Genomic DNA, 23,609 nt, shown 5'->3' on the forward strand with positions numbered 1-23,609 from the left:
GCCGATGTCTGTTCGGACACTCTCTGCTTTTTGACTGGTTGCCGTTAAAAGAAAACTGTTGCGTAGTGTGTGTGCGGTTTGGTTGCGTCTTAACATCTTGCAAGTCGAACTAGTTCAAAGGCAGCCTTTTTCTACCCATTCCCGCCATGGTGACGGTCTGCCGCATCTGTATATGAAGTTCGAAGCATGGGTCTGTCACCGGCGAACTCACCCGCTTTCCTTGCGCACCGCGGAGTGCAACCAGAACTGAAAGCCTGCACCGCGAAGCGATGCAAACTTTTGCCTCCGCCATCCAAAACGGCAGGAATGGCCAAGTAGCAGAACTTGACGTCTAGAAGCGCTCGGACTGCTATCCGGACCCTAAGTGAACAGCTGACAAAAGCGCTGATGTGGCCGCCTTGACTTGCCGATTCAACCGATCATGTTAAAGCACTCTTCGTGCCGTCCGCAGCACGATTCACTTTACTTACAGCGACAACCAGAATGCTTCTGCCGCCGGGCTGAGGTGGTGTGATTTTTCCCGGATTTTGCGAAGTTGTCGACGGGTCGGCGGGTCATCGGGCCGAAGGAAGGACACTTCGTCGAGTTGGTGCTGCACAGCACTTCGTGGCAAAACCGTTGCCCCAAGACCGGCCCGGACGAAAGATAGCAGAGCGGTGGTGTTCCGAGCTTCGAGGTTGCAGGTGGCCAGCAGCGGCGCAAGGCAAGCATGCGCGACCAAATGGCAAAGCGGATTGGCGATGAACGGCTCGCGAAGCAGCAGTTGCCACGAACAGGCTTCGCCGTCTGCCATCGCATCGGAAATGGCCCCATCCCTGCGGCAGACGATGCCAAGATCGTCTTCGTAGATCACAGTGTCTTCGGTTGCGTCCTCAACGGGCTCGGACAGGATCCCGATATCGGCATCATCAAGCTTGACCCGCTGTCGAACCGTGGCGCTGTCTACATCGCTGATTTCCAGCCGTACGTCCGGACGTTGTTGCTGAAAAGAGGCGATGATGCCGGGCAGGAAGGTCACGGTCGCCGAAGGGACGACGGCAAGCCGTACGGTGCCGGCGGTGGAAACAGCGTGCCGCCCAATCGCATCGACACTTCGTGAAAATGCGTCGGTTGCGCGATTGCTTTCCTGAAGGACAAGCTGACCCAGCGGTGTGAGTCTGTTCTTGCGGTCTGTCTCGAACAGCGGCGCGCCGATATGGTCCTCCAGCAATGCCAGCGTCATTGACACCGCCGATGGTGTCCGCCCCAACTGTTCGGCTGCCGACCCAAGCGATCCCTGCTCGGCAACGGTTCGAAAGGTGCGCAGCATCTCAAGCTTGATCGCCATTTCAGTTTTCCTGAAATTACCTTCAATACTTCCAGATTGCCTGAAATCACATACTTCGTCTAGGAGCGATCTCAAGCAAAGACGAGGATGTTCCATGCAAACCGGACTCTATATCGATGGTCGTTGGCAAAACGGCGCAGGTGAGATCGAAAACCGTAACCCTTCGGACGTATCGGACCTGATCGGCACCTTTGCCCAGGCCAGCGCGGATCAGTTGGACACCGCGCTCGATGCCGCGAAACGTGCGCAAAAGATCTGGTGGGCAGCGGGCATACAGAAACGCCATGACGTTTTGATGGCAATCGGAACCGAGTTGATGGCGCGGGCTGATGAGATTGGACGCCTCGTGTCGCGCGAAGAAGGCAAACCGCTGGCCGAGGGAAGGGGCGAGGTTTACCGCGCCGGGCAGTTCTTCACTTATTACGCCGCTGAATGTCTGCGCGGTCACGGCGATCTGGCCGAAAGCGTCCGTCCCGGAGTCGAGATTGACGTGCGTCGCGAACCTGTGGGCGTGGTTGCGATCATATCGCCCTGGAATTTCCCCGTGGCGACGCCCGCATGGAAGATCGCCCCGGCCCTGGCCTTTGGCAACGCGGTGGTCTGGAAGCCCGCCAACCTGACGCCCGCCAGCGCCGTTGCACTGACCGAGATTATCGCCAAACAGGACATTCCCGCCGGTCTCTTTAATCTCGTCGCAGGACCGGGCCGTGATGTCGGCCAGCGGCTTGTGGAAAGCCGTAACGTGGCGGCGATCAGTTTCACCGGGTCGGTTCCGGTTGGGCGCGGCATCGCGGCCTCGGCGATCGGAAACATGACCAAGGTGCAGATGGAGATGGGCTCGAAAAACCCTATGCTCATTATGGAAGATGCAGATCTCGAACTCGCCGTGACGCATGCTGCCGGCGCGGCTTTTGGCGCCACGGGTCAGAAATGCACCGCCGCCTCGCGCCTGATCGTGCACGCTGCGATCCATGACGAATTCGTTTCAAGGCTCGTCAAGGCCACCGAGGCATTTCAGGTCGGCCATGCGCTGGAAGACGGCACTCAGCTCGGCCCCGTGGTCAGCGAGGGACAGCTGGAACAGAACCTGAATTACATCCAGATTGGCAGGGACGAAGGCGCCGAACTTCTGACAGGCGGGGACAGGCTGGAGCGTGCGACCGAGGGGTACTACATGGCCCCTGCCGTCTTTGCGGGCACAACCAATGATATGCGTATCAACCGTGAGGAAATGTTCGCGCCGATTACCTGCGTGATCAAGGCCGAGAGCTATGACGAAGCGCTTGCTATCGCCAATGACAGCGACTTCGGCCTCACCGCTGGGATCATGACCAGAAGCCTTGCCCGCGCCAGCCATTTCCGCGCCAACATGCAGGCCGGCTGCGTCATGGTGAACCTGCCGACTGCAGGCACCGATTATCACGTCCCCTTTGGCGGGCGCGGTGCATCATCTTACGGCCCGCGCGAACAGGGCAGTTACGCCGCCGAGTTCTATACTACGGTCAAAACCGCTTATGTCGCGGCGGGAGAACCGGCATGAGCGTCCTGATTGACGGGCTGCAATACGCCAACTGGTCCGAGAAGATTTTCCGCCAGATGCGCGAGGGCCGGGTGGATGCGGTGCATGTCACCATCACCTACCACGAGACCTTTCGCGAAACGGTCCTGCAAATCGAACACTGGAACCGTTGGTTCGAACAGTTTCCCGACCTGATCTTTCAGGGGCGCACCGCCGCTGATGTCCGGCTTGCGCAGGAAACCGGGCGCACCGCGATCTTCTTTGGTTCGCAGAATCCGTCCTGCATGGAAGACGATATCGGGCTGATTGAGATTCTGCACACACTTGGCCTGCGCTTCATGCAACTGACCTACAACAACCAGTCGCTGCTGGCTTCGGGGTGCTACGAAGACGACGACACGGGACTCACCCGTATGGGTCGCGAGGTCGTGGCTGAAATGAACCGCGTCGGGCTGGTCGTGGATATGAGCCATTCCGGAGAACGATCGACGCTTGAGGCCATCGAACACTCGTCACGTCCGATCACCATCAGCCACGCCAATCCGTCTAGCTGGCACAAGGCACTCCGCAATAAGTCGGATACAGTGCTCAAGGCACTGGCAGAGAGCGGCGGGATGCTGGGGTTTTCGGTCTACCCACACCACCTTAAGGACGGCAGCGCATGCACGTTGCAGGATTACTGCGACATGGTCGCCCGCACCGCTGACCTGATGGGCGTCCACAACATCGGAATTGGCACCGACCTGTGCCAGGACCAACCCGACAGCATCGTCGAATGGATGCGCGTTGGCCGGTGGACCAAGCGAATTGACTATGGAGAAGGCAGCGCAGCAGAGCCGGGGTTTCCTGAAATGCCTAGCTGGTTCGCCGATAACCGGGATTTCGGGAACATCCGGGCCGGTCTGCGCACTGCCGGGATGGACGACGCAGAGGTCGATGCCGTCATGGGCGGCAACTGGCTGCGATTTTTCGAACAGAGCTTTGGCGCGAAAAGGCCGGTGAAAAACACCAGCGCTCGCGCAGCGGAATGATCATCCCCGCGGGAGGCGGGGTTTTGTCTGGGAGGACAACAAATTGACGGATACAACGACAACCGGCAGCCAGCCGGCCAGCCTGGGCAGAGTGGACAAACCACTTTTCGCCATCACCGGCGGGTTCATCGCACTGTTCTGTATACTGGCGCTGATCGACATCGACCTTCTGTCGCGCATGGTCGACTGGGGTTTCAACTTCTCTGCAACCTATTTTGGCCTCTATTGGCAGGTGCTGCTGCTGGCCACATTTGTGATCGGCCTTGGGCTTTGCGTTCTGCCCGGCGCAAGAACCCGCATGGGCGCGCTGACTACACCTGAATTCACGATGTTCCAGTGGGGCTCGATGATCATGTGCACGCTATTGGCGGGCGGCGGTGTCTTTTGGGCTGCCGGTGAACCAATCGCGCATTATCTGTCCACGCCACCGCTGTTCGGAGACCTGAGCGCTGACCCCACGGCACAAGCTTATGCCGCTTTGGCGCAAAGCTTTCTGCACTGGGGCTTTCTTGCCTGGGCGATCCTGGGGTCGCTGACAACGGTGATGCTGATGCACTACCACTATGACAAAGGCCTGCCGCTGGCACCACGCACGCTGCTCTATCCGCTGTTCGGAGACCGCGCGCTCAACGGACCTATCGGCCTGATCGCCGACGCATCCTGTATCATCGCGGTGGTCGCAGGAACGGTCGGACCTATCGGCTTTCTCGGGCTTCAGATGTCGTACGGGTTGAATGCGCTTTTCGGCATTCCTGACACCTTTGCCACACAGACGGTGGTGATCCTGGCGCTTGCAAGCGTCTACACCGTGTCGGCGATCTCGGGCCTTTCGAAAGGCATCCAGCTCTTGTCCAGGGTCAACGTGATCCTTGCCTTCGTGCTTCTGGCCTTCATGCTGGTCGCCGGCCCTACCTTTTTCATCTTCGACGGTTTTGCCGGCGGGATGGGCGTGTATCTGTCGAACTTCTTCGACATGGCGATGTATCGCGGCGAAGCGGGCATCGTTGGCGCGCCGGGCTGGTTAGGCTGGTGGACAGTGTTCTTCTGGGGCTGGTTTCTGGGCTACGGGCCGCTCATGGCGATCTTCATCGCCCGCGTCAGCCGGGGCCGGTCAATCCGGTCGATCATCCTGATGCTGTCTGTCCTGGCACCCATCGTGACAAACTTTTGGTTCACCATCATCGGCGGCACGGGGATCGCGCTGGAGCAGGCTGTTCCGGGTGCGATTTCTGGCCCCTTCGAAGGGTTCAACCTGCCTGCCGGTCTGCTCGCCACTACGCAGGCACTGCCGATGGGTTTCCTGCTTTCTGTTCTGTTCCTGGTTCTGACGATGATCTTTGTTGCCACGACCAGCGACTCGATGAGCTTTGTCATCGCCACGTCGATGTCAAACGACAATCCGTCACCCGTGCTGCGTGCCTTCTGGGGGATTGCAATGGGGATCATGGCACTTATCCTGATCTCGACCGGATCAGGCGGCATCGGCAAGTTGCAGAGCTTTATCGTGGTCACGGCCGTGCCGGTGTCGCTGGTGCTCTTGCCATCGCTCTGGGATGCGCTGCGGATCACATTGATGCTGGGCAAGAAGACCTGAAAAAGGGGCGCGGGCAGGCCGCCCGCGCCAACACCTACTACCCCGAGGAGGACATCATGGATCGTGCGCATACCTGCCTGCCCCCCGAAACCGCACCGTTCCGCCGCGCGCCGTCGCAGGTCATGCGCCTCGACCGGATGGGTTGCGCGCATCCCACCCGCCTGTCCTTTCTGCGCACCCTGCTGCGCCGGATCGAGCGCGAGGGCTGGGTCTTCGACCGCCCGGTGTGGGAAATCGACGCGCTGGGCGTAGGCCGTGCCGTCTATCGCGCCAAGGGCCCCGAGCGGACCTATTGCCTTGTCGCTTTTGCCCATGACCTGCCAGACGAGATGCGCTCGGACCGGGTCATCGCAACGGCCTGGGACGCGACCTTTGCCCTTTTCGACGGTGAACCGACCAAGGCCGATCTTGACCGCCTTCAGGCCAACGTTCCCCTTCAGGAAGCAGGCCGAATCTCTCCGCGCGAGCTTTCGCTCAGCCGCGCCAACCGCTCTGTCCGGCTTTTCGCCCATGTCATCGACCATCTGGCGCAGGGACAGCAGCCCGACATCGCCGAGGTCGAAAGCGTCGGCTACCTGATGCGCACCACTGCGGTCTACGGCTCGGGCAAATTCGGCGCTGCCGATCGGGCGGCCATTGCCGACCGCCCGGAACTCAACGCGCCGTTCCAGATCGAGATGCTCTCGGTCTGGCTGACCCGGCAGTTCACTGTCGACATCGCAGAACATCTCGCCGCGGTTCAAGGTGGCGCAAAAGCCGTGCGGTTGGACCCGGCCATCCGCAGAATGCTCGGCGTGGGGAATTCAACAGGCCTCGGCATGGCACCGTTCCTCGTGCGGCACCCGGTGTTGCTGAACAACTGGATGATGGCGCGTGAAGAGGCTTTGGCGCGGGTGCGGGCCCAGGAGTCTGTGACACCGCAGGTAGCAGATGAGCTGCGCACGGCGCTCTCGGCTGCGCAGGTCAATGCTGCAAAATGGACCTCAACCCATCCGCTGCAAGTCGCCAAGCTCGAGGCCCTTCGCAAGGACCTCGACCTGCTGGCTAACTGGCTTGGCGACTGGCCCGCACCAGACGCACTATACCCTTGGGACGCGCTCTGGCGCTGGGCCGAGGCCGAGCTATCACTCGAAGGGCAAGAGGCCTTGGTGGCGTTGATGCTGGAGCCGCACGGCGCGCTGATCGATGACCTTGCCGAACAGATGACGGCTGATGAATCCGCAACCTTCCGGCTCGATGGCGCTATGACGACCGGAGCCCTGACCTGCATACTGGCTGATCACTACGATTGGGCGCTGGATATCGATTTCGACGCCCCGGAAAATATCGCCCGGTTCTGGTATGTGTCGGAGGAAAAGCTGGAACCCCGGCTCGGCAACCGCTTCGCCGAGGATGGTGCCGCGCTAGAGCAACCACTTTGCATCGCCCGCCTGGCTAATGAACTACACGCCGCCCTTGCTGACCGCCCCTATGACGAACCGCTCGCTGCCTTTCTACTGGCGCATCCCGATCATCGGTTCATGGCCCGCCGGGCGCAGATCGCCGCCAATCACCCGTTTGGCGAAGTGCGCGATAACTTGATCGCTGAAGATATGCTGCCGATCGACCTGATGCGTTGCAAGCTGGCGTGCTTCGGTGCCAGCCGGTTTGATCCGAGATCCGACAAATGGGTTCGCATCAGCTTGTTCCAGGATATGCCCTATCCCTCAGATATCTGCCCGGGAGGCTGGACATGACCGTTCTGCATGAAGACATCGAAGCCATGGACCCGACCCGCTCGGGCTCTCCAATGCCGACCGGCAAGAGTGCCAGCCTGTCTCTGAACGAGATCGAACAGCTTTGCCTTAAGGCCGCGCGCGGAGCGGGCATGAGCTGGGGACAGGCAGAAGAGGCTGGCTTTGCCGCAGCATGGCTGGCGCGGCAGGGGCTGGACGGTCCGGGCGCGCTTCTAGCGCAATTGCAGGCTGCGCAGGACCGCGCCTGGCGCGACATCTGCCCCGTAGTCGACGCTGGCGCATTCCGAGCGCCCGAGGGTGGCCTGCTGTGCCCGATCGCCTTGGGGTCGGCGCTGTGCGATTATGTGGCGTTGCCCGTGATGCAATGTGACAGCCTGCGGATCGGTCCGGTCACACAGCCAATCCTGCTCTTGCCGTTCCTGTCCGACATGGCTCGGGCACGGCAACAGCCGGTTCGGATCGAATGGCCCGGCGGCGCGGTCGTGGCAAGCCCCGATGGCCGGGTAGCTGGCGATATCGGCGCACTGGCAACGGCCTTGCCGGTGGAGGCCGAGCTTCTGATCGGATCAGAGTTCGCAACGCGCCAGCCGGACTCGGATCCGATGGCACCGATGGTGGTGGCCGCCGAAACTATTGGCGCGCTCAATACGCTTGCCATGCGTATCACCGTCCCTGCTTCTGATGTCTCGCGCGCCGGAGCAGGCGCGGCGGGCGACAACGATTGACACGTAAAGGAAGACCTCATGAGCCTTAAACGACTGAACCCGGGCCCGCGTATGAGTCAGGCGGTGTGCATAGGCGACATCGCCTTTCTCGCCGGACAGGTGCCAAATGACCTGACCGGCGATATCAACGCGCAGACCCGCGAAGTGCTGGACAAGATCGACGCGGTGATGGCCGAGCTGGGCGGCAGCAAGGCCGACATCGCCTCGGTTCAGGTCTGGCTGTCCGACATGGCCGATTTCCAGGGTATGAACGCTGTGTGGGATGCCTGGGTCGATCCCGAACACCCGCCCGCCCGCGCCACTGGCGGCGTGCCGCTCGCCCGGCCTGGCATGCGCGTCGAAATGATTGTTACTGCCCGCGCCCCAACATAGTTCACTTTCGGACCGCTGACATTGCTTGCATAGAGGCCTTCAACAGCAAACTCCGATCCGAATGCCTGAACGCGTATTGGGTCATGGAGCTTGAAGATACGGTTAAAAAGCTGGAAGTTTGGAGAAGACACTACAACGAGGACCGACCCCACAGCGCGATCGGATACAAGATGGCTGGAGGTCTTAAACAACGCCGAACCTCGATTGACCCAAATTATCTGACAAAGGACAACTTCATTTGGCGGGCAAAAATACCGGTAAAGTAAACGTTTTCAAAAACTAACCTTGCAAACTGGGTGACTAGGGCGATGAGTAAACCGCAACCGAAGCGCGCAAACAGCCAATCCGGGCATATTGTCGACTTCAGTCCGTTGGCTCGTCGGTGCGCGAAGGCCAGGGTTTGGAGCTTGAACCGACAGAACCCTTGTGTTGTTCAGTCGAGCCTTTTGACCCGGCTTGTGCGCCGCGCGTCTGTCACGAATTTCGGGCAAGCCCATGGCTTCGACCAAATCGCCAAGCTCAGAGACTACCAGCAGCGAGTGCCTATCCGTCACTACACCGAGTTCTGGCAGGAGTGGTGGCAGGAAAAATACCCCGATCTCATCAACCGAACTTGGCCGGGGCGAATTCCGTATTTCGCAATGACCTCCGGGACAACAACGGGCCGCTCTAAATACATTCCCTATACGTCCGAGATGCGGCGTTCCGCAGCGCAAGGATTTCTAGATTTATTGTGTTTTCACTTCGTAAACAGGCCAGACAGCCGACTACTGGGTGGTGCTGCTCTGGGATTGACCGGCCCGACTGACTTACAGCGTGCTGCTTCAGGTGTCGATGTTGGTTCGGTCAGCGCGATCACGGCAGGTGCTTTGCCGAATTGGTTTGAGGGTCGTGTGTTGCCGCCCCCCGATATTGCTGGGATTGAAGACTGGGAGGAAAAGATCCGCCGTCTTGCTCCGTTGTCTCTGCGGAAAGATGTGCGTTTCTTGGGTGGTTCACCAAACTGGTTACTGATCTTCTTGGACGAATTGGCCCAAGCGGGGGACACTTCAGGTGTAAAACTGGTCGATTGGTACCCAAACCTGGAGCTCATCGTTCATGGAGGTGTAAACTTCGCCCCTTACCGGCAGCGGTTTTTAAGATTGATGCAGGGAGGTCATGCAGAAACACGAGAGATGTACTCTGCAAGTGAGGGTGTATTTGCTTATGCCGACAAAGGCGACGGGGAGGGGATGCGCCTGCATTTGAACGGGAATGTGTTTTTCGAGTTTATTCCTGCGGAACAGATCCATTCCAAAAGCCCCGATCGGCACTGGGTTGGTAATATTGAAACCGGAGTCGATTACGCCTTGGCAATTTCAACGGCCGCTGGGCTATGGTCATATATTGTGGGGGACATCGTACGCTTCGTGGATATCTCGCCACCACGCTTGTTGGTGGTCGGGCGAGTGGAAAACGGGTTGTCCGTCTTCGGTGAACATCTGATTGAGGCCGAGATCGCGGACGCAGTAGCTGCCGCTGCATCGAACACAGGACTCTCCGTTATCGACTATAGCGTTGGTACCGTCTGCCAAGATCAACGCAATCGCCACCTCTATCTCATCGAAGTTGAAAGAAAACCTCAGCCGAATGCCGCAGAATCGTTCGCGGCAATAGTCGACAAAGTTTTGTGCGCGCAAAATGATGACTATTCAGAATTGCGTACAGGAGGTCTCGCTCTGTCTGCACCAGAGGTGAATTTCGTTGCCAAGGGAGGGTTCCTCAGATGGATGAAATCTCGCCGCGGTTTGGGCGGCCAGTATAAGGTTCCCAGGCTCGTGACGGACGCCAGTTTGTTCGATGACATGCGCAAGGCTATTTTGAGCCAGGCAACCGAAGGTCAAAGTCATGACGGTTGAGGTGATTTGGCAAGACCCCAGTTCACGCCGAATGATCACGCGATCGGACGAACCTTCAGCGGCAACCGTTGAGTTGCTTGCTCAAACAGTCTGGGGAAGCCGGTCCACGAAATACCGCATTATTGATATCGCCAAAACGTTGGCTCGGTTGCGTGACCCAAGTTATTTTGTTTTGTCAGATGCCGGGCAGGAGCTTTGCGTATTCGTTCTGGATAAGTGTTTGAAACTGTTGATGGGGAAAAGGTGCCATGGCTTCCACTTCGTAATGGCCTCGACTAGGCCTGATCGACAGCACGAGGGACTTGCAGGACAGCTGATTGAGCATGTCCGGAACTATTGCACCTCGACCGTCGGGTCACCGGGGTTCGGATTTGCCTATGTCGAAGAAACAACTGAATACTCGCTGCACCTATCGGATCAGATTGGTCACACAGTTGAGGCAAACATTGCTCTGGCGCTCTTTACTCGGGTTTCTCCGCGTAATGATCCCAATGTGGGCTTGGTCCTGCCCGGGGAAGCGGAACAGGTTTTGGCTGACTTGGAGCAGACATACGAAGGCCACGAATTGACCGATTTCCGCTCATCATTCAAACCGGACGAGTGTTTCGTCGCTCGAGAAGGAGCGACAATAGTAGCGCTTGCTCAGGCAGAACTGTTGCGGTGGTCGATCATCTCGATACCCGGAATCCGGGGAGCTTTTTTACTGAGGGTTCTTCCTTTTTTGCCGGGACTAAATGGCGTTTTGAACTTACGGGACCTGAGGGTGGTCAGATTGGGGAATTTGGTTGTGAAAGAGGGACAGGAAGCAGCGTTCTTTAAGCTGTTGGAAGCCTGTTTGTATCACTACCAAGCCAAAATTGGCCTCATAATGCTTGATGAACGAAGCAGCGTATTACGCCGCATTCGAGAAAGTGGAAAAATGGGACTGCTATCTCATGCCATGTCAGGGTCCGCCAAACTGAGGATCGACGTTGTGGGAATGGGCGAGGATATGATCGCGAAGTTGCGAAACGGACCTGTAATGGTGAGTGCTGGTGACGTCTTCTGATCGGTCACTCGCCAACTATCTTGCGCCCCAGAGCACCGGGTATGACCTTGAAGAACAACGCCACTGCCTTGTTGAACAGGCCCGGAATACAGATTGGTTGGTTTTTTTCCACGGCGCGTATAGCGGCGGCCGCAACATCATTCGGTTCGCTCCACATCCACTTCGGGATTGCGACAGACTCCACAGTCCCACCCGCCGCGGCTTGAAACCCAGTATGTGTGAACCCCGGGCAAACGGCGGTGACGTGTACGCTACTCGCTTTCAATTCCGCCCGCAACGCGATTGAAAACCGAGCGAGGTACGATTTTAAAGGGTAGTACAGAGTTCCTCCTGCGTGAGGTGGGACAAAAGCCGCCAGTGAGGATACGTTTATGATCCAACCCGACCTTCTTTCCTGCATTGTCGGAGCAAAAAGATAGCACAGCCGAACCGGGGCCGCGCCCATAACTTCGATGGCCTCACGATGCCTGTCCCATTCCACTTCGCACAGAGTTCCGGGAACCCCGAATCCGGCATTGTTCACGAGGATATCCACGTGGATGTGTTGCCCCGTCAGGTAATCGAACAGGCGTCGAGGCGTCTCAGGTATGGCAAGGTCTCCGGTCCAAACTACTACGTCTATGCCATGTTGTGATCGCAGCCGTGACGCCAACTTTTGTAAGGGATCAATACGACGTGCGACGATGACTAAATTGACGCCTTTGGATGCGTATTCTTCCGCAAAAGCCTGTCCGATACCCGAGGACGCCCCCGTGATGAGCGCGGTTCTGTTGTTTAGGGTTTCCAACGTCACGCGCTCCTAAAGGTTCAGGGTCTCACGCATTTCGGCAAGGCAGCCCAGCAGGAAGTCGATCTGTTCACGTTCGTGTTGGCATGTCATCACGAACCTGATGCGAGCTTGGCCGAGTGCAACAGCGGGGTAACGAGCATGCGGTGCAATGATACCGCGATGTCTTAGCAAGCGGGTAACCTCTGCCGCTTTTAGTTCATCGCCAATCAAGGTCGGGACAATGTGTGCTTCGCTGCCAAGCGTTCTATACCCTCGCGATTCCACTTCACGCCTAAAGTAGAATGCGTTCTCAAGCGCTTTTTCGCGTCGCCAGGGCTCGCGTTCAGCAATGTCGATAGCTTCAGTAACCCCGGCTGCGATGGCGGGTGGCAATGGCGCCGAAAATATATAGGTGCGTGCGGAAATACGTAAAAAGTCGATAACTTCCTTATCTCCAGCAACATATCCACCAACGCCTCCGAAGGCCTTTGTAAATGTGCCCATTTGCAAGTCGACGTCGGTGGAAGCGACCCCGTGGTGTTCAAGGCTGCCCCGTCCGTTTGCCCCGAGCATGCCGACCCCGTGCGCATCATCGATCATCAGCATGGCGTCGTGTTCGCGTGCCAAATCGGCAATCGCCGGGATCGGTGCGATGTCTCCATCCATGCTGAACACGCCGTCGCTTACGATAAGCTTGGATGGCATTTTCGACATGCCAAGAGCCTCAGCGAGGCGTTTTATATTTTTATGGGGGAACTTGCTGATCTTAGCTTTTGCAAGGCGTACACCATCTACGACGCTTGCGTGGTTCAGTTCTTCACTGAAAACTTCCCAACCAGCGGTATCATCCTCTCCTATCTTATCTACGCTAGAATTGCCAAGGTGGGTCTCAGCCAACGACTGAAGAAAGTCTACCTTCATAAGCGCTGGGATCACCCCAACGTTGGCCATGTACCCTGCTGCAAAACAGATAGCGTCTTCTTGGCCGACAAATTCGGCGATACGCTGCTCAAGCGCTCTGTGAACATCGATGTTCGCCGCCATCTGTCGTGATCCGCCGGAACCAAGCCCATAGCGTTCGAGCGCTTTCTGGGCTGTTGCTTTGACTTCTGAATGGTTGGATAGGCCAAGCAGGTTGTTGGAGCAAAATAACAGATGATCGCGACCGTCGACCCATATTACAGGCTCAGTCGTCGCACTGTTTACGATGGGATTGTTCGGGTAAAGTCCCGAATTTTGCACGAGTTCTGTCAAAGACTTTATTCGCGCAGCGGGTGAAGAAGCAGTTCCTGCCATTAGTCGAACCTTTCTTTCCAAGCCTCGAATTTTCGAGCAATTCAAGACCCACTTCGAAAGGTTAACCCCCTCAACGTTGAATGAAATTGATTTGAATCATGGAGGTTTTGAACACCAACTGGGAAGATCGGCCATGCTTGAAAGGTCGCCAACCAGCGGGGTAGGGGATGCGCTATGCCAAACGATTCCAGAGGCATTTGAAGCAAGAGTCAGTGATACGCCTGACAGCCCCGCCTATATTCAGTTCGTGAACGGTGCCTGGCAGACACTGACTTGGCGCATGGTGAAGGAACGTGTCGACAAACGACGCGCTGCCTTTGCGCAAACTGGTTTACGTTCCGGTGATCGGATCGGGATTTTCTTACCCAACGGTGTTGAGTGGATAGTCACCGATCTGGCAGCCATGAGCGAGAGGCTTGTAACCGTTCCGGTCTACACGCGGGATAGTGCCGCCAATATTTGCCACGTCCTGAACGACAGCGGTGCGGCTTTATGTGTGACCGACAGTATAGATCGCTGGGAAGGGTTGGGGCCTGACCGTAAGTCCCTGCACGAATTAAGTCACGTTTGGCTGCTCAACGGGGAACAGCCTTCCAGAGGACGAGCGATAGCCTGCCCCGACCCAGCAAAGGGACGTCACCAACAAGATCCAGGGGAATTCGGTTCGCCAAATGACCTGGCGACACTTATTTACACTTCCGGGACCACGGGGGCTCCAAAGGGGGTGATGCTAGCTCACAAAGCACTCCTTTGGAACGCGGCGACAGTGGGGAAAATTAATCCGATTTCAAATAAGGACTTATTCCTGTCTGTCCTTCCTTTGGCTCACGCATTCGAGAGAACCTTGGGCTATATCTGTCCGATGCTTGCGAACAGCCCGGTAGCTTTCACGCGTTCCATACAAGAACTAGCTCAAGACATGGAAACTTTGCATCCAACCGTGATGCTGGCGGTGCCACGACTTTTCGAAAGGTTCCATGACAAGGTGATTTCTGAAGCAGAAAGTTCGCTAATCGCACGCAAGTTGTTAGCTTGGACCGAGGCAATCGGCTGGCACCGTCGGCAAGTAATTGAAAAAAACCTACCTCCCCCTTCTACTATGGCGAAACTTTATTGGAGCCTGATCGGCAAACGTGTCGCAAGGCGTGTACACGCAGCTTTCGGGGGTCAAATTAGGATGTTGATTTGCGGTGGCGCGCACTTGTCTGCAGACACGTCCCGGTTTTTTGCAGCAATGGAAATACCTCTGCTTCAAGGGTACGGGCTTACCGAGGCTGGACCTGCAGTTACCGGGTCGACAATTGAGGATCGTCGCTGTGACAGCGTCGGGTTCACGCTACCTGGCAGCGAACTGAGAATAGGCGACCGCCAAGAACTTTTGATCCGCTCGCCAAGCGCAATGATCGGATACTGGAACAATCCAGACGCCACAAACGCCGCTTTCGATCAAGATCACTGGCTCCGTACGGGGGACGCTGCCGAAATAATTGATGAACGCGTCTACATAAACGGGAGAATAAAGGACATCCTCGTGCTATCGACCGGGGAAAACGTAAACCCAACGCCTATAGAAACAGCTCTGGCTGCCAATCCTCTGGTCGATCAGGTCTGCGTCTTGGGTGACGGTAAGCCGTGGTGCTCAGCGGTTGTTGTTGTAAATGTACCGAAATTCCAAGCTTGGTGCCGAGGGTTGGATATTTCTCTGGCTGACCCAATGTCCGAACAAGTACGAAGGAAGCTGGTCAAATTTTTAGCCATTGGTTTGGAAGATATCCCACCGTTTGCCCGCATCCGCGACATTGTCATTGAAACTGAACCCTGGGGTCTCGAAAGCGGTCTAATCACGCCGACACTTAAGCCCAAGCGTCCGCAAATTCTAGCGCGCTATGAGAGAGCATTCACAAAACTCTACCATTGATTGCACATATCGCGCTGTGCCTAAATGCCGTTAGTGCATCCGAAGCGAGGGTTCATTTTGCCCGCAAGGCGGTCACACGCGAGGGCCATACAAGAAGAACTTGGGCTGAGGCGGGCAAGGGGTTTCCATGGGGTCTGGTTGAAATGCCTGCTCTAAGCTCAACGCGCACGATTGCGCCGGAGCGACACCTTCTGTTTCCTCTGGTCTCAAAGCGGCCGTTGGTCCAGAGACAGTAGGGTGCGTGCATCGGCGCGGTGGCAAAGCCTGAGCTTACGGACAATTTGTAAGACTTGGCGCTGTTAAACCTTGTCATCCACAGCAATACGGGCTGGCCGTTTCGGTTCGCCAGAAGATTGAGAGAACAGCTTTTGTCGGTTGGTGGCAGTCGTCCGCCATATCAGACCAGACACTGCCAACATCTGAAAGCCCCCTCCGTTCAAGGGCCCAATACGAACCAGTTTCCGGCTTGTGGTAGAACTACGTTGGGTCACACGAATTAGAGGCCGCAATGACTAATCTTGAGCCAATACTCGCCACGTTGGAGGAATACGCTCATGCGCACTGTGCCAAGGACCTTGAACGGTTGATGACCCTCTTCGTTGACGGGGATGCGATCTCGCTCATCGGGACTTGTGGTGATGAGCTTTGTTCGGGTCGCTCAGCTGTGTCGTCAGTTTTAGCGCGGAACTTCCGAGACGCGACGGCAACACCGTTTGAATGGGGATGGAAAGATATTGCTGTTCATCGCGAAGCGGAGCCAAAAATTGGGCGCCTGCATCCTGCTTCAACCGATCGGTGCTGTAACCGTCAGCATTTTGCATGACCAAGCTACAGATTTTGGGAGGCGTCGAATGTAAGTGGCAGCCGCTGCAAATACTTTCACTACTTTGATTGTGTTGAGAATTCTTTGTTTGGCCGAGAACGCACAGATCGATAAGATGATTGCCTGAACCCGAATGACTTGCTGTTAATCTTGCGCGATGAAACTGAACACATTGACCATTGCCGCCGGTTTGGTCGTGCTTTTGGTGCCAGTCCTCGTACCGGCTCCGGCTGGTATGTCAGAGCCAAGCTGGCGAGCGTCTGGCTTAGCCGTTACCATGGCTTTTTGGTGGCTCACGGAAGCGCTGCCATTAGCTGCAACAGCGCTACTACCTTTGGCTTGCGCTCCAATCCTCGCTCTTGCCGAACTGGACGACGTGGCTCGATCTTACAGTGATCCGCTGGTCATATTGTTCTTGGGCGGTTTTCTTATTGCCAAGGCTATCGAAAAATCGGATTTGCACTGCCGTCTCGCGACTGCGCTGGTGCGACGGGCAGGTACGAGTCCACGTCGTGTTCTTGGCGCGTTCATGGCCTGCACCGCATTTCTCAGCCTTTGGATCAGCAATACGGCCTCTGCAATGGTTGTGGCTCCGATTGCTGCTGCGATTGTGAGTGCGCACGACGATGACAGAGGCTTCTGTACCGCGCTGATGCTCGGCGTGGCATTTTCGGCCACGATTGGGGGGATGGGCTCCTTGATCGGCACACCGCCCAATGCGATTTTTGCGGCCTATGTCAGCACCACCTACGATGTCACCGTCGGTTTTGCGCAATGGGCGGTGATTGGCATTCCTGTCGCGTTTGTTCTGTTGCTGGTGACATGGGTCTTTCTCGCTTGGGTTTCACCGGGTGTGCGCAAGGGTGAACTGCACGTTTTGGATGAGCGATCGGGCATGCAAGTAAGTTTGGCCGAGCGCCGAGTCGCAATTGTCGCAGGTCTGACAGCGACCGCATGGCTATCGCGCCCCTTGGTGGAATGGCTGTTGCCGACACTTGAATTTTCGGACGCGGGTATCGCAATGATTGCGGCTGTTACGCTTTTCATCGTTTCGGACGGGAAAGGTAGTCGGTTGCTCGACTGGGAGACCGGGTCATCAATACGCTGGGACGTACTTATTCTTTTCGGCGGCGGTCTGGCCCTTGCCAATATTATTCAAAGCTCCGGTTTGGCGGAAAGCATGGGCGGGAGATTTCAGGTGATCGCTCACTGGCCGGAGTTGGCTGTTTTGTTCACCATAGCGGGGCTTATTGTTTATCTTGGAGAACTGGCAAGCAATACTGCAATGGCGGCAATATTTTTGCCAATTGCCGGTGCAATCGCGACAGGACTTGGCTCTGATCCAGTAACGTTTTTGCTGCCAATCGCATTGGCCGCCTCGATAGGCTTTATGCTTCCCGTGGCAACACCACCGAATGCCATCGTCTTCGCCAACCCCGCTGTTACGCGGCAAAGCATGCTACGCGCGGGTGCGCCGCTGGATCTGATTGCTTTGGTCATCACTGTAGTCCTGACATCAATTCTAGGACCTTGGTTGCTAATGTGAGACGGTGCTTTTGGTGCGGGCGTTGGCCGTATCGGGAACAGCCGCCGCCTGCACGCCGGTCGATGTTGCATAGTTTGTGCTTCTCGTTAAAGTGTTGCGTCTGCTGGTCCTTTTGAACAAAGCGCTGATCAAACCGGAAGCAAAAAAACCAATGCCGCAAGAGCCCCCTAAAAGTCCACGCAACGGGCCAAACTGGTCGGTTTGGACCAATTACATCGTCTTCGCGTTCATTCTGGTGTTTGTATTGATCGCCAACTTCCTCGTTCAGCCCGGCGAAAAGGAAACAACGGTAACTTACACCGAGTTGAAACAGGTTCTGCGCGAAGGCCGGGCTCAATCAGCAGAGTTGCGCGAACATGTTATTGTCATAGATGCAATAACAGAAGGAGGAGATGACACGCAGGTTCTGCGAGCTGTCATACCGCCTGTGGGTGATCCGGAATTGCTGGAATTGCTCGAAGACCAAGGTGTCGATATCACTGCTACTGAACCAGCTGATATTTCGCTCTTCACCTATATTCTGCCTTGGGTCCTTATCCTTGGCATCTACTTGTGGCTTCAGCGGCGAATGATGGGCGGTGTTCCGGGTAGCCCTGGCGGCATGACCGGTAGCCTTCTCAGCGGCCGCTTTTCCAAGCCGGCAAAATCGGGGAAAACTTTAACCTTTGACGATGTCGCAGGCCAGGATCAGGCCAAACGTGAGGTGGCGGAATTGGTCGAATTCCTGCGTGACCCGGAAAGGTTTACCCGCGTTGGCGCTGAGGTCCCGCATGGTGTTTTGCTTGTCGGTCCGCCCGGTACCGGCAAAACCTTGCTGGCCAAGGCGCTTGCCGGTGAGGCGGATGTCCCTTTCTTTTCGACGTCAGGTTCTGAATTCATAGAGATTTTCGTAGGTGTCGGTGCAGGTCGGGTCCGCAAGCTGTTTGAAGAAGCACGCAAAGCGGCCCCTTCGATCATCTTTATTGATGAGTTGGACAGTGTCGGACGCACACGCGGCACCGGGCTTGGCGGTGGCCATGATGAGCGGGAACAGACACTGAACCAGATACTTGCCGAACTTGATGGGTTCACCGAACGCGAAGCGGTTGTCGTGTTGGCCGCAACCAACCGGCCAGACGTGCTGGATCCGGCCCTACTCAGGCCGGGCCGGTTTGACCGGCACGTCACGCTTAACCTTCCTGACAAAAAAGCGCGACGCGCGATTCTCGATATCCATGCCAGGAAACTGCCGTTGGAAGATTCCGGTGATCTTGACCACATCGCAGCTGGGACACCGGGTTTCTCGGGGGCAGATTTGAAAAACCTCCTCAACGAAGCCGCAATCGGCGCGGCGCGGCGCAATGCAAGTCTGATTTCGCGCCCTGATCTCGACGAAGCGCGTGACAAGGTGATGATGGGAACGGTACGCACACTGGCAATTAGACCGGAGGAACGTCACCGTCTCGCGGTACATGAGGCTGGCCATACCGCCGTTTCTTACTTCATGCCCGAAGCTGATCCGCTCTACAAGGTTACAATCATACCGCGTGGCCATGCTCTTGGCGGAACCCACTCCTTACCAGAGGCAGAGCGCCATACACTTGATGAGGCCTTCCTTCGAGACCAACTTGTAACACTGCTTGCAGGGCGTGCCGCTGAACGCTTGTTCCTTGGGACTGTGAGTTCGGGTGCCGATGACGATATCCGGAGAGCCACTGCAATCGCGCGTTCAATGGTTGCGCGTTGGGGGATGACTGAAGAACTCGGCCCCATCGATCTGCGGCAAAGCGAAGATCACCCGTTTCTGGGGCGGTCAATCGCGCAGCCCAGAAGTCATTCCGACACAACTGCAGCCCAAGTGGACCAAGCTATTATCAATTTGCTCAACGAGGCCGAGGCGCGGGCAACCGCCACTCTTAAAGAACACAAGCTTAGGATAGAAGAACTGGTCTCGACGCTTGAAGCCAAAGAAACACTGGATTTCGATGAGATCCAGTTGTGCCTCGATCCAGAACATAGCGTGCAACAGCCTCGGCAGGTCCCGCGCTCGGTTACAAAGATACCGGCGGCTGGGCATGCGGAACATTCCAGTTAGAAATGCAAATGCCGTTGCCTACGTGATGGACTGTTTTTTTCGCATTTTTGGGTGAACGCAGCCTGCGGTGGTCACTGCTGCTGCCGCAAAATTCGGAGACCTTGACCGTTTCCCAAAGGTCCATCGTCGATGACTTACCCCGGCGCTGCCATGGCAGTTCAGACGAGGGCTTTGTCCGAAGATCTCAGGTTTAGGCGTTTATTTGCAAGAGGTCTGGGCGGGAATCGCGGGCCTTTCGTCCAAGTAAACCCGCCGGCTTAGTACCATTTAATGCGATGCTGAATCGTCTCACCTCGCAGGTGTTCGCGGTACTTTGGATCGGCTTCGATTGCGCAGACCATTCGGAGTGCAAGAGCCGAGCCTTTCCTGTTGCTGATGGAAGCCTTGTTATCCATCTCGATGAAAATCGTGAAATGGGCGATGTTTCTGGCGCCGCTCGCGGTTTTCGGTCTGATGGCTCAGCTTATAATACGCGTCGGCTTCGACACATTGCAAAGCAGAGGTACCCATTTATTTCTTTAGTGCCCGAAAAGAACTGGAACGCTGGTTTGTTCCAACATTGCTTGCGTTGTTCCCCCAAAAACGGACTCACGCAAATAGGAATGCCCGTAAGCACCCATTGCAACGAGGTCCGCCCCCATTTCTCTTGCGCTCTCCTGAATACAGTGTTCAATCGATAGTCCACCACTCGGGAGCCGCGAAACGACCACGTTGCAACCGTGATGGTTGAGCCATGCAGCAATGGCAGTTCCCGGTTCTTGATCTTCCGCGTCACCAAGCAATGGCGGATCAAAACACCCGACCACAACCTCTTTGGCCGCCAGAAAATAGGGTAAGGCCAAATGCGCCGCCCTGGACGCAGGCAAGCTATCATTCCATGCCAGAAAAACGCAATCGCGTTGGGCAAACGGATCTCCATTGACCATCAAAGCGACCGGTGAATGGAATAATAGCCCATATGCGATCTTGTGAAACACGTCGGGGTCTTTTCGCAACTCAGCGTCCAGAAAGGCGACGTCGGAGCTATAAGCTTGCCGTGCTGCAAGATGCTGTAAATCTGTTCCCGAACCCATAAAGGCGATGACGTTTGCTGATACGCCATGCCGCACAATCAGGGCTTCAATCTTAGCGGCACGAGACTTTAAGGCGGCGTCTTTTTCTTTCAGAGCATCCAGCCAGTTTGAAGGCAGACCTGCTTTAACAAACCTGTTTGATTCATACTTTAGGTAAGGCAGGTTAGGCAAAGCCGTGGTCAGAACGCAAATTAAACGGCTATTCTGTATACGGGCAGCCTCCGCGCATTTCAAAATCTGCGCGTCATCAGTATCGACTCCTAAAAAATATGTCGAAGTTCCGTGTTGCATTCTTTACCTCCATCCAGAATCCCACATCGCCAGGAAGCAGAACGCGCTATTTCAACCAAAACTGAGATAATTTTGCCGACCTCTCGTCTTACTTCGGCAGCATGAAAAACTCTTCCAGAACTATCTTGCCTTCGGACACCGAGTATATAGCGATCTCGCGCAAGGTCATGCGCTCTCCCGTAGCTTTCTGAGTTACTTCAGCCCTAAACCGCACTCCAAAACGGTTGGGAGGGTGGACGTAGGGGCCATCCACGTCGAGTTCCTGAAGCTCATGCGTCGCCAGCCAATCCTCTCTTTTTCCCTTTATCGCTTCCCGACCTTTCGTAACGCGGAATTGTCGGACCGGAGGCACAACCGCCTCTATCGACTGTGCGTTTTCGGCATACATTTCATCGACACTTGCAATTCCCCTGCGTTCCCGCATGGCCTGAACGAATGATCTTCCGATTTCAACTAAGCCTTCCATGAGCACCCCCTGCGTTGCGATTAGCTGTACCACTTTTTACCCCAGTCAGTCTTGACAAAGATCAATCCGTATATTGAGCGATGCTTTGAAGCCAATTCGAACCAACTTCGGCCAGGCCAGAAGGGATGACCTTGATGCCGCGCCAAAGTCGCATTGCTTTGAAAAAAGGCGGACCAGCATTAACAGAAGAAACCAACTTGAGGCGGGCAGAAGAGAAAGCCGTTTTGGCATTTTCAGACATGCTGAACAGGATGAACTGACGGCGGCTTCGACTTCGCTACACCCCGGCTTCCAAACGCAGATTGCAAATTTTCCTGAACGCCTATCCGGAGAGGTTAATGAGCTCAACTCACTTGGAAAGCACTACGAACGGGAATCAACTTGGAATTTGTCCCTACACGATACTCCTGGATGATTGGGGTTAATTTCTATCAAAAAGCGCCAGTTCAAAGTGCTGCACGGGCGTAAAGCCGTGGCATTAGCAAGCGGTTCGGTAAGCAATCAAAAAAGAAAAGGGTATTGAACCGACGGCTCGAAAAACACCCACACCCGTCAGCAATACGTCCAGTTAGGCATATGGGCGAACGTGAAAAACAATGCCTTCAAGCGTTTAAGCCGTCAGACCCCCTGCGGCTCAAATCTCAGCCATATTGCCAACTTTGCGGCACAAAGCGATAGCCTTCGGATTCCGCTTCGACAAAGCCCACACCTGGGAAAGAAACATGCGCGCCGGCGATCCGCAACCGATCTGCGCTTGCCATGTCAAAAACCCGCGCCCGCGTGGCCGCCGCCATCTCCGTATCGACGTCAAAGCCGATAGTGACCTCGGGGCGTGGAAATTGGACAGGACCGACATGCACGATGTCCCCAAAAAACAGTAGCGTGTCATCGCCTGAACTCAGCATGAATCCGGTATGCCCCGGCGTATGACCCGGGAGCGGCATGGCAGTTAGTCCTGCGCCCAGATCGCTTTCCCCCGTAAACGGCATCAACCGGTCTCCAAACGCTGCGACCGCCCCAGTTGCCATGTCAAAGAAACCCTGAAACTCTGCTGGCGCCTTGGACTTGATATCGGCATCACCCCAGAATGCCAGATCAGCCTCATTGACATGCAGCGTTGCGTTGGCGAATGGGTTGCCCGTTTCGGTCAAGATGCCGCCGATATGATCAGGATGCAGATGGGTCGCGCACACGGCGTCTACGGCAGCCGGATCAAGCCCGAGTGTCGTCATCGTAGACACCAGATGGCCCAAGCCGTCGCCAAATGCTGTGCCGGTACCGGCGTCAATCAGTGTCAACCGCCCACCATGGTCGACGAGAAAGGCGTTTACCCCGGTTGGATGAGTTGGGCCGGGAAGATATGCGTCTGCAAGCAAAGCAGCAAACCCTTCGGCATCGATCCCGATCAGCGCTGAGGCATCGATGGGCAGAAACCCGTCCGACAGCGCGGTGACCTTCGCGTCGCCGATCTGAAATTCTCGCGCAGCCACAAGACCTGTGCCCGCAGAGCCCGCTGCTTTGACAGGTGCTACCCGAAGCCCGGCCAAGCCGACCGCAGCCAAAGCACTTGCGGTGAAAAAGTCACGACGGTTCATGTTGGTTCTCCCGTTTCAGCAAACGATTCTTTCCATTTGATCCAACTTAGCAGAGAAATGGCATATAGGCTTAACACTGATCAGGATGCAAAATCTGCGAATTGGTTTGTGCATTTTCGAGCTCGTTCGTGCAGAAAAGTTTCGATGCAACATGGCGGGAATCTGCGCTTTCGTAGTGGGTCTGGTTCTGAAGGGATTTGTTTGCTCGGTGGCTTGCTAGCTCGAGCCACCTGAATGTCTAGGTATGGATTGCGACTGACAACGATAAACAGCGTGGTGGTTGCGCTCGCATTGGGCTTTTGTACGGTGGCTAGCGCTGACTCGAATGATAAGGCGGACGCGCCTGTGGAAGGCCCGGTGTTTGTGCCTCCAGAAATCGGCGCGCCGGCTGACCGCCTAGGGGCAGGGACGCGTGATATTGATAGTGCGACTTAGGAACTCCTCCTGCTTGTACCGCCGAATGGCGGGTTGACGTCATCTGGAACACCACCTTTGGTTTGGCGGCTTT

At 56.2% G+C, this 23,609-nt stretch carries 21 protein-coding genes; 14 read left to right on the top strand and 7 right to left on the bottom strand.

Translation table 11 applies throughout. From position 1 onward, the window contains the following. Window positions 1-466 precede the first annotated feature (466 nt). Complete coding sequence (locus tag AVO44_RS18295; protein ID WP_068340285.1) at window positions 467-1,327, bottom strand: LysR family transcriptional regulator; 861 nt, start codon at window positions 1,325-1,327, stop codon at window positions 467-469. Between the two features lie 94 nt (window positions 1,328-1,421). Here AVO44_RS18295 and AVO44_RS18300 point away from each other — a divergent pair, with 94 nt between their 5' ends. From AVO44_RS18300 to AVO44_RS18340, 9 genes are all read left to right on the top strand, one after another. Next, a complete protein-coding gene (locus tag AVO44_RS18300) occupies window positions 1,422-2,867 on the top strand; it encodes an aldehyde dehydrogenase family protein (protein ID WP_068340288.1) in 1,446 nt (481 codons plus the stop codon). Then, window positions 2,864-3,877 carry a membrane dipeptidase gene (locus AVO44_RS18305; RefSeq protein ID WP_068340291.1) on the top strand — a complete coding sequence of 338 codons (1,014 nt, stop codon included), beginning with the start codon at window positions 2,864-2,866 and terminating at the stop codon, window positions 3,875-3,877. Before AVO44_RS18300 ends, AVO44_RS18305 begins: the two co-directional genes overlap by 4 nt. 91 nt (window positions 3,878-3,968) lie before the next feature. Then, window positions 3,969-5,471, top strand: coding sequence for a BCCT family transporter (locus AVO44_RS18310; protein ID WP_233422027.1), 1,503 nt, complete (start codon window positions 3,969-3,971; stop codon window positions 5,469-5,471). Window positions 5,472-5,527: 56 nt separating this feature from the next. Beyond that, complete coding sequence (locus tag AVO44_RS18315) at window positions 5,528-7,207, top strand: hypothetical protein (protein WP_068340296.1); 1,680 nt, start codon at window positions 5,528-5,530, stop codon at window positions 7,205-7,207. Further along, window positions 7,204-7,932, top strand: a complete 729-nt coding sequence (locus AVO44_RS18320) for a DUF3726 domain-containing protein (protein WP_068340298.1) — start codon at window positions 7,204-7,206, stop codon at window positions 7,930-7,932. The genes AVO44_RS18315 and AVO44_RS18320 overlap by 4 nt, the downstream gene beginning before the upstream one ends. A gap of 18 nt (window positions 7,933-7,950) precedes the next feature. Further along, on the top strand, window positions 7,951-8,304 hold the full coding sequence (locus tag AVO44_RS18325) for a RidA family protein (RefSeq protein WP_068340301.1): 354 nt from the start codon (window positions 7,951-7,953) through the stop codon (window positions 8,302-8,304). Next, window positions 8,190-8,570 carry an integrase core domain-containing protein gene (locus AVO44_RS20795; protein WP_082677555.1) on the top strand — a complete coding sequence of 127 codons (381 nt, stop codon included), beginning with the start codon at window positions 8,190-8,192 and terminating at the stop codon, window positions 8,568-8,570. Before AVO44_RS18325 ends, AVO44_RS20795 begins: the two co-directional genes overlap by 115 nt. A gap of 141 nt (window positions 8,571-8,711) precedes the next feature. Further along, window positions 8,712-10,202 carry a GH3 family acyl-acid amido synthetase gene (locus AVO44_RS18335; protein ID WP_169794878.1) on the top strand — a complete coding sequence of 497 codons (1,491 nt, stop codon included), beginning with the start codon at window positions 8,712-8,714 and terminating at the stop codon, window positions 10,200-10,202. 220 nt (window positions 10,203-10,422) lie between these two features. Next, on the top strand, window positions 10,423-11,250 hold the full coding sequence (locus AVO44_RS18340) for a hypothetical protein (RefSeq protein ID WP_157770031.1): 828 nt from the start codon (window positions 10,423-10,425) through the stop codon (window positions 11,248-11,250). Between the two features lie 4 nt (window positions 11,251-11,254). Here AVO44_RS18340 and AVO44_RS18345 read toward each other — a convergent pair whose 3' ends face one another. Both AVO44_RS18345 and AVO44_RS18350 read right to left on the bottom strand, forming a co-directional pair. Continuing rightward, window positions 11,255-12,037, bottom strand: coding sequence for an SDR family NAD(P)-dependent oxidoreductase (locus AVO44_RS18345; RefSeq protein WP_068340458.1), 783 nt, complete (start codon window positions 12,035-12,037; stop codon window positions 11,255-11,257). Window positions 12,038-12,049: 12 nt separating this feature from the next. After that, entirely contained in the window at window positions 12,050-13,315 is a 1,266-nt protein-coding gene (locus AVO44_RS18350) for an aminotransferase class I/II-fold pyridoxal phosphate-dependent enzyme (RefSeq protein ID WP_068340310.1), read from the bottom strand. A gap of 76 nt (window positions 13,316-13,391) precedes the next feature. Here AVO44_RS18350 and AVO44_RS18355 point away from each other — a divergent pair, with 76 nt between their 5' ends. The 5 genes from AVO44_RS18355 (at window position 13,392) to AVO44_RS21830 (ending at window position 20,198) form a co-directional block, all read left to right on the top strand. Continuing rightward, the gene (locus AVO44_RS18355; protein ID WP_157770032.1) at window positions 13,392-15,233 is read left to right on the top strand and encodes an AMP-dependent synthetase/ligase; all 1,842 of its coding nucleotides are present in this window, start codon (window positions 13,392-13,394) and stop codon (window positions 15,231-15,233) included. A 586-nt stretch (window positions 15,234-15,819) separates the two neighbouring features. After that, window positions 15,820-16,056, top strand: coding sequence for a hypothetical protein (locus tag AVO44_RS21825; RefSeq protein WP_420865725.1), 237 nt, complete (start codon window positions 15,820-15,822; stop codon window positions 16,054-16,056). Between the two features lie 157 nt (window positions 16,057-16,213). Further along, complete coding sequence (locus tag AVO44_RS18365) at window positions 16,214-17,602, top strand: SLC13 family permease (RefSeq protein WP_068340318.1); 1,389 nt, start codon at window positions 16,214-16,216, stop codon at window positions 17,600-17,602. Between the two features lie 151 nt (window positions 17,603-17,753). Next, the gene (gene ftsH / locus AVO44_RS18370) at window positions 17,754-19,676 is read left to right on the top strand and encodes an ATP-dependent zinc metalloprotease FtsH (protein WP_082677568.1); all 1,923 of its coding nucleotides are present in this window, start codon (window positions 17,754-17,756) and stop codon (window positions 19,674-19,676) included. 339 nt (window positions 19,677-20,015) lie between these two features. Then, the gene (locus AVO44_RS21830) at window positions 20,016-20,198 is read left to right on the top strand and encodes a cation:dicarboxylate symporter family transporter (RefSeq protein WP_420865726.1); all 183 of its coding nucleotides are present in this window, start codon (window positions 20,016-20,018) and stop codon (window positions 20,196-20,198) included. On the opposite strand, the gene AVO44_RS18375 is transcribed toward AVO44_RS21830, so the two are convergent. The 4 genes from AVO44_RS18375 to AVO44_RS18385 all read right to left on the bottom strand — a co-directional run bounded on the left by AVO44_RS18375 (window position 20,195) and on the right by AVO44_RS18385 (window position 23,101). Next, the gene (locus AVO44_RS18375; RefSeq protein ID WP_068340320.1) at window positions 20,195-21,040 is read right to left on the bottom strand and encodes a universal stress protein; all 846 of its coding nucleotides are present in this window, start codon (window positions 21,038-21,040) and stop codon (window positions 20,195-20,197) included. The genes AVO44_RS21830 and AVO44_RS18375 overlap by 4 nt on opposite strands. A gap of 88 nt (window positions 21,041-21,128) precedes the next feature. Further along, window positions 21,129-21,506, bottom strand: coding sequence for a nuclear transport factor 2 family protein (locus tag AVO44_RS18380; RefSeq protein ID WP_157770034.1), 378 nt, complete (start codon window positions 21,504-21,506; stop codon window positions 21,129-21,131). A 61-nt stretch (window positions 21,507-21,567) separates the two neighbouring features. Beyond that, window positions 21,568-21,747, bottom strand: coding sequence for a hypothetical protein (locus tag AVO44_RS21365; protein WP_169794879.1), 180 nt, complete (start codon window positions 21,745-21,747; stop codon window positions 21,568-21,570). 400 nt (window positions 21,748-22,147) lie between these two features. Further along, window positions 22,148-23,101, bottom strand: coding sequence for an MBL fold metallo-hydrolase (locus AVO44_RS18385; protein WP_068340325.1), 954 nt, complete (start codon window positions 23,099-23,101; stop codon window positions 22,148-22,150). Window positions 23,102-23,609: the final 508 nt, after the last annotated feature.

The organism is Ruegeria profundi (assembly GCF_001507545.1).
GTDB lineage: Bacteria > Pseudomonadota > Alphaproteobacteria > Rhodobacterales > Rhodobacteraceae > Ruegeria > Ruegeria profundi.